At 57.2% G+C, this 12,620-nt stretch carries 12 protein-coding genes, 1 tRNA gene and 1 pseudogene; 11 read left to right on the top strand and 3 right to left on the bottom strand.

What is annotated here, in order from left to right:
* The first annotated feature begins 10 nt into the window (after positions 1-10).
* From atzF to P3G59_RS07100, 9 genes and pseudogenes are all read left to right on the top strand, one after another.
* A complete protein-coding gene (atzF, locus tag P3G59_RS07140; protein WP_277761015.1) occupies positions 11-1,783 on the top strand; it encodes an allophanate hydrolase in 1,773 nt (590 codons plus the stop codon).
* A gap of 281 nt (positions 1,784-2,064) precedes the next feature.
* Positions 2,065-3,552, top strand: coding sequence for a sensor domain-containing diguanylate cyclase (locus P3G59_RS07135; RefSeq protein ID WP_277761014.1), 1,488 nt, complete (start codon positions 2,065-2,067; stop codon positions 3,550-3,552).
* Positions 3,545-3,775: a cysteine-rich CWC family protein gene (locus tag P3G59_RS07130; protein WP_064119704.1), complete on the top strand. Its 231-nt coding sequence runs from the start codon at positions 3,545-3,547 to the stop codon at positions 3,773-3,775. The genes P3G59_RS07135 and P3G59_RS07130 overlap by 8 nt, the downstream gene beginning before the upstream one ends.
* Positions 3,776-3,808: 33 nt before the next feature.
* Complete coding sequence (locus P3G59_RS07125) at positions 3,809-4,501, top strand: pseudouridine synthase (RefSeq protein WP_277761013.1); 693 nt, start codon at positions 3,809-3,811, stop codon at positions 4,499-4,501.
* 316 nt (positions 4,502-4,817) lie between these two features.
* Positions 4,818-5,702: an alpha/beta hydrolase gene (locus P3G59_RS07120; protein ID WP_064119706.1), complete on the top strand. Its 885-nt coding sequence runs from the start codon at positions 4,818-4,820 to the stop codon at positions 5,700-5,702.
* Between the two features lie 158 nt (positions 5,703-5,860).
* Positions 5,861-5,934: transfer RNA gene (locus P3G59_RS07115), tRNA-Gly, on the top strand.
* A 229-nt stretch (positions 5,935-6,163) separates the two neighbouring features.
* Positions 6,164-6,286: pseudogene (locus P3G59_RS07110) on the top strand (type II toxin-antitoxin system HicB family antitoxin); the annotation flags it as partial.
* A 180-nt stretch (positions 6,287-6,466) separates the two neighbouring features.
* The gene (locus P3G59_RS07105) at positions 6,467-6,784 is read left to right on the top strand and encodes a helix-turn-helix transcriptional regulator (RefSeq protein WP_277761012.1); all 318 of its coding nucleotides are present in this window, start codon (positions 6,467-6,469) and stop codon (positions 6,782-6,784) included.
* Complete coding sequence (locus tag P3G59_RS07100; RefSeq protein WP_277761011.1) at positions 6,777-8,036, top strand: type II toxin-antitoxin system HipA family toxin; 1,260 nt, start codon at positions 6,777-6,779, stop codon at positions 8,034-8,036. Before P3G59_RS07105 ends, P3G59_RS07100 begins: the two co-directional genes overlap by 8 nt.
* A 76-nt stretch (positions 8,037-8,112) precedes the next feature.
* On the opposite strand, the gene P3G59_RS07095 is transcribed toward P3G59_RS07100, so the two are convergent.
* Entirely contained in the window at positions 8,113-8,475 is a 363-nt protein-coding gene (locus tag P3G59_RS07095; protein ID WP_277761010.1) for a DUF6124 family protein, read from the bottom strand.
* Between the two features lie 572 nt (positions 8,476-9,047).
* On the opposite strand from P3G59_RS07095, the gene P3G59_RS07090 reads away from it, so the two are divergent.
* On the top strand, positions 9,048-9,776 hold the full coding sequence (locus P3G59_RS07090) for a class I SAM-dependent methyltransferase (protein ID WP_277761009.1): 729 nt from the start codon (positions 9,048-9,050) through the stop codon (positions 9,774-9,776).
* A gap of 181 nt (positions 9,777-9,957) precedes the next feature.
* On the opposite strand, the gene tam is transcribed toward P3G59_RS07090, so the two are convergent.
* Both tam and P3G59_RS07080 read right to left on the bottom strand, forming a co-directional pair.
* Positions 9,958-10,728 (bottom strand): trans-aconitate 2-methyltransferase, encoded by a 771-nt coding sequence (gene tam, locus P3G59_RS07085; protein WP_277761008.1) that lies wholly within the window; start codon positions 10,726-10,728, stop codon positions 9,958-9,960.
* Positions 10,729-10,860: 132 nt separating this feature from the next.
* Positions 10,861-11,946, bottom strand: a complete 1,086-nt coding sequence (locus P3G59_RS07080; RefSeq protein WP_277761007.1) for a type I restriction endonuclease — start codon at positions 11,944-11,946, stop codon at positions 10,861-10,863.
* A 212-nt stretch (positions 11,947-12,158) separates the two neighbouring features.
* Here P3G59_RS07080 and P3G59_RS07075 point away from each other — a divergent pair, with 212 nt between their 5' ends.
* A complete protein-coding gene (locus P3G59_RS07075) occupies positions 12,159-12,569 on the top strand; it encodes a low affinity iron permease family protein (RefSeq protein ID WP_123594790.1) in 411 nt (136 codons plus the stop codon).
* The last annotated feature ends 51 nt before the right edge of the window (positions 12,570-12,620 follow it).

The following is a 12,620-nucleotide window of genomic DNA, read 5'->3' as shown; positions in this document are numbered from 1 at the left end:
GGATCTACTCATGAATCTGCAACTCGATGTTCTGCGCCAGGCCTATCGCAATGGCGACACCACACCGCGTCAACTGCTGCTGAAACTACGGGAAAAAGCCGCCGCGCTGAACCCGGATTATCACCTGTTCATTCATCTTCTCAGCGTCGCCGAGCTGGAGCCCTACCTTGCCGACCTTGACGGTCGCGACCTCGACAACCTGCCGCTGTACGGCGTGCCGTTTGCGATCAAGGACAACATTGATCTGGCGGGCATTGTGACCACCGCCGCCTGCCCGGATTTTGCTTATGTGCCGCAACGCTCGGCGACCATTGTCGAGCAGTTGATTGCATTGGGGGCGATTCCGCTGGGCAAGACCAATCTCGATCAATTCGCCACCGGCCTCAACGGCAGTCGCTCGCCGTACGGCGCCTGCCCGAACAGCGTGTTGCCGGAGTATCCGTCCGGCGGTTCCAGCGCCGGCTCGTCGCTGGCGGTGGCGCTGGGCGTGGCAAGTTTTGCCTTGGGCACCGACACCGCAGGCTCCGGTCGGGTGCCAGCGGCGCTGAACAATCTGGTCGGATTAAAGGCGAGCAAAGGCCTGATTTCCACCGCGGGTGTGCTGCCCGCTTGCCGCACGCTGGATTGCGTGACCACGTTCACCGCGACGGCGCGTGAGGCCAGCCAGTTGCTGGCGCTGACCGCCAAACTTGATCCGCGCGACGAATACAGTCGCCGCAATCCTTGCTGGAATGATGGCTCGGCATTTGGTGCGCCACGCCCCTTTCGTTTCGGTGTGCCGCGCGCGCAGGATCTTGAGTTTTTCGGTTGCGACGAAGGGCCGCTGTTGTTTGCCGATGCCATCGACCGGCTCAAGGCCTTGGGTGGCGAAGCGGTTGAACTGGATCTGTCGCCATTTTTTGAGGCCGCCCGCCTGCTCTACGAAGGGCCGTGGGTCGCCGAGCGGTATAGCGTCGCGGGTGAGTTGATGGAGAAAAATCCCGAGGCAGTTTTACCGGTGATCCGTGCCGTGCTGGCCAAGGCACCGGCGGTGACCGGCGTGCAGACTTTCCGCGCGCGGTATCGGCTGCAAACCCTGAAAGCCCTGTGCGATCAAGCCCTCGATGACCTCGACTGCGTGCTCACCCCGACCATCGGCCGCCCGGTGACGCTGGCCGAACTGCACGCCGAGCCGGTGCTGCGCAACTCCGAACTGGGTTACTACACCAACTTCATGAACCTGCTCGACTACGCCGCCGTCGCCGTGCCGAGCGCGTTCATGGCCAACGGTTTGCCGTGGGGCGTGACGCTGTTTGGCCGGGCGTTCACCGATCAATATCTGCTGAGCGTGGCCGATGCACTGCAGCGTCAGCAAGACGATACGCGGCCAACGCCCGCGAACGTTGCACGCAGTGATCGCGCCCGCATCGTGGTGTGTGGCGCGCATTTGCAAGGGTTGGCGTTGAACTGGCAACTGACGCAGCGGGGTGGGCGTTTGCTGGAGACGACGCTCAGTTCACCGGACTATCAACTGCACGCGTTGGCCGGCGGCCCACCGCTGCGTCCGGGGATGGTACGGGTCAAGGACGGCGGCGTGGCGATTGCGGTGGAAGTCTGGGAGTTGCCGAGCAGTGAGTTGGGCTCGTTTCTCACCGGGATTCCGGCACCGCTTGGATTGGGCAAGGTGCAATTGGCGGACGGACGTTGGGAGAGTGGGTTTATCTGTGAGCCGTATGGTCTGGAGGGTGCGCTGGATATCAGCCATTTGGGCGGGTGGCGGGCTTACCTTGAAACTCGGAGCTGATCCAGAAACCAACCCTCACCCTAGCCCTCTCCCAGAGGGAGAGGGAACTGACGAGGTGCCTGTAAGAGGGCTGCCATTCAGTGATAACCCGTCGTACTCAGGTTTTGAAATCATCACAATTTAGCTCCCTCGCCCTCCGGGAGAGGGCTGGGGTGAGGGGGCGATCCTCCAGACACACCGTCAACGTCATATCCCCCGCCATTTCAGGCATAAATCCCGCAGTCTTTTCCCGGCCATCCCACTAGAATGCATGCCATCGGGCCACTGCCAACGGATCTGCCATGCCGCTTCGTTCCCCCCTGTACTCGCAACGCTCACTGGTACTGACGCTGATCGCCCTGCTCGGCGCCGGTTTCCTCGCCACATCGTTGCTGAGCTACTACGCCTCCCGCGCGTCGATCCGCGACAACATCGTCAACACCGAACTGCCGCTGACCTCCGACACGGTCTACTCGGAAATCCAGAAAGACCTCGTCCGGCCGATCCTGATTTCCTCGATGATGTCCCGCGACACCTTCATGCGCGACTGGGTGGTCAACGGCGAGCAGAATCCCGAGCAGATGACCCGCTACCTCGACGAAGTCATGACCCATTACGGCGCCTACACGGCGTTCTTCGTCTCCAACAGCACGCACACCTACTACCACGCCAAAGGCGTACTCAAGCAGGTCAAGGTCGATGAGCCGCGCGATGCCTGGTACTTCCGCGTGCGCGACATGAAGGATCCGTACGAGATCAACGTTGACCCGGATCTGGCCAACAAGGACAACCTGACCTTCTTCATCAACTACAAGGTTTACGATTACCACAACCGCTTCATCGGCGCGGCGGGCGTCGGTCTGACCGTGGATGCGGTGATCAAGCTGATCGACAAGTATCAACAGCGCTATCAACGCAGCGTGTATTTCGTCGACACCTTCGGCCGACTGGTATTGACCGGCGCCGACGGCGGACCTGAAAGCGCACACATCGGCCAAAGTCTGGGCGAACTCGAAAGCATGAAGAGTCTGGTCAGCCAATTGCCCAAACCGCACAGTGGCAGTTACGAGTATTCCGCCCATGGGCAAGGGCATTTCCTCAACGTACGGTTTATTCCGGAGCTGAATTGGTACCTGTTTGTTGATAAGCGCGAAGACGGCGCGCTAAGTGAGATTCGTCAGTCGCTGTACCTGAATCTGCTGATCTGCCTGCTGGTGACGCTGATTGTGCTGGCGCTGCTCAACCGCGTGATCAAACGCTATCAAAGCAAAATCCAGGCGCAGGCCATTCTCGACAGCCTCACCGAACTGCCCAACCGCCGTGGCTTCGACATGCTCGCCGCGCAGGCCCTGCACGAAGCCCAACGCGAAACCAAACCGCTGACCGCGTTGCTGCTCGACCTTGATCACTTCAAGGCGTTGAACGACACCTACGGGCACATGGCCGGCGATCAGGTGTTGATCGGTTTTGCCCGCGACCTGCAAAGTTGCCTGCGCCACGCCGACATTGTCTGCCGCTGGGGCGGTGAGGAATTTATCGTGTTACTGAAGGACACCGACGGCGACACCGGTCAGAAAATTGCCGAGAAGATCCGCCAACACGTCGAACAGCACGAATATGCCTACAACGGCCACCGCCTCAATCTGACGGTGAGCATCGGCGCCACCACCCTGCAGCGCGATGACACCTTGCACAGCCTGCTGTCGCGGGCCGATCATGCGATGTACCGGGCCAAACAAACCGGCCGCAACCGCACCTGCGTGGAAATGCCTCACTCGACTTATGCCTGATTCCGACGTTAAACCCGACCACTGCCCGGCCTGCGGCGCCCGCAACGACTGCAGCCTCGCCGACCCGCGCACCGCCGACCGCGAATGCTGGTGCTATGGCGTCAGCATCGACCCGGCCGTGCTTGAAGCGCTGCCGCCAGAACTGCGCAACCAATCCTGCCTGTGCCCGCGTTGCGCCCAGGTCGAGGCGCAACTGCAAGCGGCCAAGCGACCGATCCCGTAAGATGCGCGCCCCTTCATTCATCGAACTCTGAACATGCGTGTCGACCGTTTCCTCAGCAACCTGCCCCGCTACAACCGTCAGCAGGTTCGCCTGTTACTGGTGGAAAAGCGCGTGCGGATTGACGGAAAAGTCGTCAGCGATCCGCACAGCGAAGTGCTGGAATTCAGCCGTGTCGAAGTCGATGACCAAGTGCTGCAAAGCGGCAAACCGGCGCGCTACTTCATGCTGCACAAGCCGCCGGGCTGCGTCAGCGCCACTCGCGATCCGCAACATCCGACCGTGCTCGACCTGATCGATGAACCGGACAAGGATGAGCTGCACATCGCCGGACGCCTGGACTTCAACACCACCGGCCTGATGCTGATCACCAACGACGGCGCTTGGTCACGACGCCTGACTCAGCCGCAGACCAAACTGCCGAAGGTCTATTACGTCGAGACCGAGCAGGAAATTGGCGCGCAATATGCGCTCACCTTTGCCGAGGGGATCTACTTCGCCTTCGAGGACCTAACCACGCAGCCGGCACAGTTGGAGCTGCTTGGTCCACGCTCGGCGCGGTTGAGCATCGTCGAGGGTCGCTATCATCAGGTGAAGCGCATGTTTGGTTTCTTCAACAACAAGGTCCTGCGCCTGCACCGCGAATCGATGGGCCCGCTGCGGCTCGATAACGCGCTAAAACCGGGCGAGTACCGCGCTTTGCGCACCGAAGAGATCCATTTGTTCTAAGCCGGCGACCGCTCAGCAGAAGTTGTCGAACAATTTACCAATGGCACTTGCGCGATCCCGGCTCCCCTGCTTGAATCAGGACGTCGGCCAGATTGTGACCGATGAGTCACAACATACCTCTAAGAAACTTTTTGCCGGTCGTCAGCCCTCTGGGTTGCGCCTCAGCCGGCAGACTGCCCGCCAATAACAACACCCGTCGACCGCAGTCATGGATCGACATGGGCCAAGCAAATTCCAGGCGTATGCCTACCTGTCACAAAGCTCGTGCAATCTCTATTTGCGCGCATACCCGCTTGCTTGCCAGGAGTCTTATGACATGAGGCCAGAAATCGCTGTGCTGGATATACAGGGTCAGTATCGGGTTTACACGGAGTTCTATCGCGCAGACGCCGCAGAAAAGACCATCATCCTGGTCAACGGCTCGATGGCCACGACTGCGTCGTTTGCACAGACTGTGAAAAACCTGCACCCGCAATTCAACGTGGTCTGCTACGACCAGCCCTACGCGGGCCGGTCAAAAGCCCACAACCGCCACGAGAAACATCTGACGAAGGACGTCGAAGGGCAGATTCTGCTCGAGCTGATCGACCACTTCGCCGCCGAACACGTGCTGTCGTTCTCCTGGGGCGGCGCCGCGACCCTGGTCGCCCTCGCCCACCAGCCACGGCGCATCGAACGGGCGGTGATCAGCTCGTTCTCGCCGGTGATCAACGCGCACATGCTCGATTACCTCGAACGCGGCGTCGACTACCTCGGCCAGCGCGACGGCGACCGCGTCGGCCATCTGGTCAACAACACCATCGGCAAACACCTGCCGTCACTGTTCAAGCGCTTCAACTATCGCCACGTCAGCAGCCTGGCCGAGCACGAATACGGGCAGATGCACTTCCACATCAGCGACGTGCTACACAGCGATCGCCAGTGCTATTTGAATGCGGCGAAAAAAATCAACGTGCCGGTGTTGTTCTTAAACGGCGAATGGGACGAATACACCGCTGCCGAAGACGCACGCCTGTTCGGCAACCACGTGGCGCAAAGCACGTTCACCACGCTGCAAGCCACCGGGCACTTCCTCGACATGGAACACAAGGCCGCATGCCGCGATAGCCAGAATGCCCTGCTCGGCTTTCTGAAACCGGCACAGCAAACCAGCCGAACGCGTTACTCGTTTGTTCAGGATCAACATGCATTGGCTATTTGAAAGAGCGTCGTCGCGAGCGAGGCTGTGGGGTCGAGATTTTACTTTTCTCACCACAGTGCTCGCCCGCGATTGACCGTTTTCAGTGATTTAAAGCGTTCATGAGTAAAAGAAAAACTTCAAATCCGTGGCCGAGTCTGGTACAAAGTCAGCCGCTCTGAGCGGGTATAGTTTAATGGTAGAACAGTAGCTTCCCAAGCTTCCGACGAGGGTTCGATTCCCTCTACCCGCTCCACTCAATTTTGTCTCACGTTGTGTTTTTTGACGGGGGATGCAGGGATAGAAAAAACCGGTCTATAGGGCCGGTTTTTTTGTGGCTGAAAAAAGAACCGAGCTGCATTTCGAAACAATGCAAAACCTGCAACACATTCTGAATTCCTGCGCTGCCTCCCTATCTAGACTGATTCACACCGCTGAGTCGAATGACGGACGATAACCTCTTGGTGGTTATAGTGTTGATCACAAACATCACTTTACCGGGGCATTTGCTTAATCGCATTGACGAATATGTGCTGCATCACCCGGAAGAAAAAAGCCGCTCGGGCTTTCTGGCGTCGGCGGCTTTGAAAGTTTTGCAGCAGGGTTGAACCTTGTCGCGTCAACCTGTACTGGCCTTATCCTACCCATTGGACCTAATTACATTTTCCTGTGAGTTAAACAATATTTTTAGGCTTAATCCACAGTATATTGCGTACTGCAAACCAAGCCTGAATTTCAGTTGATCAAATTCCGAGTCTCATAGCACTTACGCCGACGGTACACACGACATGCTGGATTTAAGCCTCACTACCGCGAGCGATATCGTCAAACGGATTTGCCAACGCCTGCGCACAGAACGATTGGCTTTGGAGATGACACAAGCAGACGTGGCCGCTCGCGCGGGCATTGCGACGAATACGGTGTCAAACCTTGAAGCCGGTCGTAATGTGAGTTTCGACAACATGGTGCGAGTGGCGATGGTTCTCGGGCGCGAAAAGGAGCTCGAAGGGTTGTTTCTGCCAAGGCTCGAAACTCTTGACGATATCATTCGCTACGAAAAGACGGCCAAGCGTCATCGCATCAAAAGGAAAGCCGACAATGCTTGAACAAGTTGACGTCTACTACGAGGGCTGGGGTGAACGTTGGCGGTGGGGCACACTTGCTTCGACGAAAGCCCTGACCGGTCGCCCGCAGGTCATGTTTGAGTACAGCGATGAGGCAAAAAACAGAGGGCTGGAACTCTCCTCCTTGAAGCTTCCATTACAGGGAGCCAGGTTAAACCGGGATTTCCCGTCACATCAGTTGGGACTGCCTGGGCCGGTTTATGACTCATTGCCGGATGGCTGGGGCATGTTGCTGATGGACCGATTGTTCAAACGTCGAGGCCTCAACCCCGCGCGCATAGGGCCCTTGGAGCGGCTAGCCTACATTGGCAACAATGCCATGGGGGCCATGTCGTTTGAACCTGTTGCACCCGAGGCGCTGGAACCGCAAATGCATGTTCCCATCGAGCTGCTCGCGTCTGAAGTGCAGGAGGTACTCAAAGGTAAAGGTGGAGAGCTTCTCCAGAAGCTGCTACTGGTCGGTGGCTCTCCACAGGGCGCCCGACCCAAAGCGCTGGTGTATCGCGATCCGCACACTGACGCCTTTACTACGGCTGCCACTCCCGGTTTCGAAGCCTGGTTGGTGAAGTTTCCGGCTCAGCAAGAACATCCTGAGGTGTGCGCCATCGAAATGGTCTATGCCGAATGCTTACGCTTGTGCGGTATCCAAACTCCTGAGACTCGTTATTTCAGCCTGTCTGAGGGAATGGCCGCGTTTGCCACCAAACGCTTTGACCGACAAAACGACTTGCGGGTGCCCATGCAGAGTCTTGCAGCCTTTACCGGTGCGGATTTCAGATCCCCCGGGGCGCTGGACTACGTCAACTTCTTGCGTGCGACTCATAAATGCAGCAATGACGTACGAGAGAAAGCCGTAGCGTTTGAGCGGGTCGTCTTCAATGTCGCATTCAACAACCGAGACGACCATCCGAAGAACTTTTCGTACATCATGTCGCCTGGCGGAGACTGGAAATTAGCGCCGGCCTATGACGTCACTTTCTGCGAGGGGCCGGGAGGCTATCACCAAATGGACGTGATGGGTGAAGCCTTGGAAATTGGAAGAGAACACCTGCTCAACCTTGCGGTGGAGGCTGAAGTAAACGCCGCTACGGCCGCCGACATCATTGACAGATTTTGCGAGGTGGCTATCCGATTCTCAGCCATGGCTGAAAGTTTGTATCCGGGCGTGATCACCCAAGAAACCTTGCACACCATTCAACAACGCATCGACCAAAACATCGGGCTACTTGCCTGAATTCGTGCTGCCAGTCAGCTGTCTCGAGAAACCGGCGCTCATTGGCCGGTTTCTTTGGCTTCTTAAAGCGATAGGGTTAACCCGCTGGCACAACCTTATCCAGGGCCTGGTTCACCGCCAATTCCGCCAACATGACGACCTGTGCAATACCGAGCGCAGTCTTGCGGTGCGAGGTGTCGAGTAGCGTGGCGAAGTTGTTGAGCATGGTGGAGGCCGAGCCGAGGGTTTCGCTGGCGTTGGCCAGCAAGGATTCGGTGTCGTAGGCAGGGTTGGCGAGGTACATCGGTTCGGGTTCGCGGGTGGAACCCATGATCTGCGCGGTCGGACTGAGGTAGTGGTCGAGGGCGCGCTCGGCGGCTTCGTGGAATGTCTTTGAATTAGGTGATTCGTAGGGGGAGGCCGGATCGGTTTCCGGCGGATTTGGCGTTACTTTGTACATGGGCTTGGTACCTATCAATAGGGGCCGCAACCAATCTCGCTACTAAACGGATGGGAGGCAGCTGTGCGCAAGTTAGTAGACCGGACCCCAAACCCTAAATCCGGCGCACCCGAGGGCGCCATGCGCACAGCCACCATCGAGTACAGGCATTCGCCTGGTTGAATGGTACTTGTGCAGCCATTTAGGGGGGATTCCGGGCTACTAAACCCGATCACTGGAAATCAGTGACGCGAACCAAGTTACCGACCGCCCCTAAAGCGCACAAGCCGGCGGATTCTGGCGTAGCGGTAGGCAACGGCGCAAGGATTTGTAGGCTTCAGGACGTAACACCGAACGCTTATAAACACTGACCACCGAATGCGTTTACGCAGCAAAAAAACCTGCAGAACTTTCAGTCATTACAGATCCACAACACTCCACCGGTTTTCACCTCCCGCTCGACCGACTAGCATTTCCCCATCAGCCACCACCCTCCCCCTGCGCGGCCATCGACGAATACGCGCCATCACTTTCGAGGGATTCCAATCGCGGCCACTTTGCCGCTGACGATCGAACTCAAAAGAGCCTTCACCATGACGCAAAACATTTACGACGATCCCGAATTCTTCCAGGGCTACAGCCAGATGAACCGCTCGATCGGCGGCCTCGACGCGGCGCCGGAGTGGCCGGCGCTCAAGGCGCTGTTGCCAGCCATGCACGGCTTGAACGTGGTGGATCTGGGTTGCGGTTATGGCTGGTTCAGCCGTTGGGCCAGCGAGAATGGCGCGGCGAGCGTGTTGGGGCTGGATGTCTCGGAGAGGATGCTGGAGCGCGCGCGAGCAACCACGACGGCGGCGAACATTCATTATGAGCGCGCCGATCTGGAACAGCTCGACTTGCCCGCCTGCAGTTTTGATCTGGCTTACAGCTCTCTGGCGCTGCATTACATCAAGGATTTGCCGGGGCTGTTTGCGCAGCTGTTCGCGGCGCTGAAACCGGGTTCGCACTTTGTGTTTTCCATCGAGCACCCGATCTTTATGGCGCCGCGAAATCCGGGTTGGCTGATTGACGCTGAAGGCAACAAGCGTTGGCCGCTGGACAGCTATCAGCTGGAGGGTGAACGGGTGACAAACTGGTTGGCTGAAGGCGTGATCAAACAGCATCGTACGGTTGGGACATTGCTCAATTCGCTGATCGATGCGGGCTTCACGATTCGTCATGTCAATGAATGGGGGCCGAGCGATGCGGAAGTGGCGGCGCAACCGGCGCTGGCGGAAGAGCGGGAGCGGCCGATGATGATGTTGGTGGCGGTGCAGCGCTGAGCGGGTTTACACCTTGAAGAGCCCCTCACCCTAACCCTCTCCCAAAGGGAGAGGGGACTGACCGCAGTGCCAGTACGATCTACGCCGACGTGCGAAATCGAGCCGAACTCAGGTTTTGCAAGCAACACCAATCGGCTCCCTCTCCCTCGGGAGAGGGCTGGGGTGAGGGGGCCAATTTATTTCAGCGAGTCGCGACGATAAACAACCGTGGAAACGGCAATAACACCGAGCCATCCGCCAACGCCGGATAAGCCTTCCCAACCTCCGCCAGATACTGCTCCAGGTACTGCGCCTTTTCCGCCTCGGTCAGCGGATTCAAAAACGGAATCAACCCGCTCCCCTTGAACCACTCCACCACCCCCGCCGCCCCGCCAGCTAGCTGATGGTGATAGGTGGTGCGCCACACATCGACCCGCGCGCAGTGTGGCCGCAGCATCGAGAAATAATCGCTGGCGCTCGCCATGTCGGTACGCTGCCCCGCAGCGCCTGAAAGCTTGCTCGCCCACGGGCCATTCGCAGCGACCTCACGCATCAAGCGGTGGGACGGTTCATTGAGGTTGTCCGGCATCTGGATCGCCAGGCTGCCACCCGCCGACAACTTGCTGACCAACGCCGGCAATAACGACGCGTGATCCGGCACCCACTGCAAAACGGCATTGGCGAAGATCACATCGAAGGGCCCTGCATCGGCCCATTTATCAATCTCGGCCACCTCGAACTGCAACTGCGGCAAGCGCTTGCGTGCTGCGTCGATCATGTCCGCCGAGCTGTCCAGCCCGCTGACCTTCGCCCCGGGGAAACGCTGCACCAGCAACTCCGTCGAGTTACCGGGACCGCAACCGATATCGACCACTGTTCGCGCTTCAGGCACAGGAATCGCCGCCAGCAGATCACGGGCCGGGCGGGTGCGTTCATCTTCGAAAGCGACGTATTGCTTGGCGGACCAACTCATTGCGTTCTCCTGTCGGGGCATTCCAGCGGTTCGTCACGATACAGGCAGCGCCGCGAGCAGTTCCAGAGGGACACGTTGCAAAGAGTGTCGTCATCTTCCAAAAAAAACCGGCCTACAAGGCCGGTTCCGCTATCAGTCGTAATAACCGACCGTTTTTTTCAAATGATCCGAATACTCGTAGATATCATCCACAGAGCTGATCGGATGACGGGTCTCATTTTTTTCCTCATCAAAGATACCGATGTACTTCTGTGACCGATTGAAATGCAGTCGGCAGATTGGTTTTCGATTGTTGTCATCCAGAAGAATCCCGAAGTAACTCTGCGTATCACGTTGAACGATTCGCTTGGCATCGACCACCGACCGAACCAGCGCACGAACGATGTGATAGCCCTCCAGCTCCTCCAGAGTTGTCAGAACCTTATCATCCGACTCATCCCGCGGATCTACCGGGTCAGTGCCGGTAGAGGCGGACGGCAACGACGCCAACGCGGGCTGAATAGCGCCACTCATTGCCGATTTGAGGCGATCATTGATCTGGTCATTCAAGAACTGCACAACGGCTTTTCTCGTCAACTCATGAAACTGTTCGCGTACTTTTTGAGTAATTACGCCGTCGTAAACACGGGAGGCAAAAACCTTCACAAAGTCATCATCCGGTTTGCTGACCTGAGCCGCGATAACCTTTTTGATTTGACTGACATATTTCAGTTCGCCAGCGGCGTTGATGATCGAGTCCACATCAAAAGCCGACTTCGTCAGTTTGATCAGCTCTGGAACCGAATACTCATCGATATCGAGAAGGTCCAGCTCCAGAAATGGCTTTTCATCCATCTTGTTCGGCGCATCCAGGTCGGTAAAAAATTTGTAGACCTGACCGTTGGTAAGGATGGAAATTCGAGCGCTGGTGACGTGAAAGTACCGGAACAACTGGGATGCGTGATTGATATGTAGAGGCTCACCAATCTTTTTGCACTCAATCAAAATCTGTACTTCGCCGTCCTTCATGATGGCGTAGTCAATTTTCTCGCCTTTCTTCGTACCAATGTCACAGACAAACTCTGGCGTCACCTCAGTCGGGTCAAAGACGTCGTAGCCCAGAACCGTGCTAATAAATGGCATGACGAACGCATTTTTCGTTGCCTCTTCCGTCTGGATCGCCGCGCTCTGCAACCGAACTTTGGCGGCTAGGCTGGCTAACTTTTCGAAGAATTCCATGAGTGGCCTCTTGCGTGATGTCTGTCCGTGTAATGAGCTACTGGCAATCTGATCGCCACTTGATACTAGCCACAAACTCACACAATGAAAGTTTCGCCATCAGGCGGAGCTTGCGTTAAGTGTTTTTATCGAAAGGTCACGGATGTAAGTAGAATTTTCATAACGCCGCCAATGTCTGAATTTCAAGCACTCCCCCAATAAGGAACACCGCTATGAAATTCGCAAAAATCTCCCAGAAGCTCGCGATGGTGGCCGGTAGCCCCAAGACCTTCATGGGTGCATTGATCCTGATCGGGTTGTGGGGCTTGAGCGGGCCGATTTTCCATTACAACGACACCTGGCAACTGATCATCAACACCTCGACCACGATCATCACGTTCCTGATGGTGTTCCTGATCCAGAACACACAGAACCGCGACACCGATATTCTCCATTTGAAGATCGATGAGTTGCTGTTAGTGACCAAAGAGGCGCAGAACGCAATGCTTGGGCTGGAGGCGCTGGATCTGAAGCAACTGGAAGCGCTGCGCAGGCACTACCGTTCGTTGGGTGAAGGCGAAGTGTTCAATCTTGAGGGGCTGGGCGAGAAGAGCAAGTCGAAGCAGGATTTGAATGAGTGCTGAAGGTTGAATACAAAGCAAAAGATCGCAGCCTGCGGCAGCTCGTACAGAATT

The organism is Pseudomonas sp. A34-9, from assembly GCF_029543085.1.
Classification (GTDB): Bacteria; Pseudomonadota; Gammaproteobacteria; order Pseudomonadales; family Pseudomonadaceae; genus Aquipseudomonas.
The sequence above is the reverse complement of the archived record's forward strand: the minus strand, read 5'-3'. Positions and strand labels throughout refer to the sequence as shown.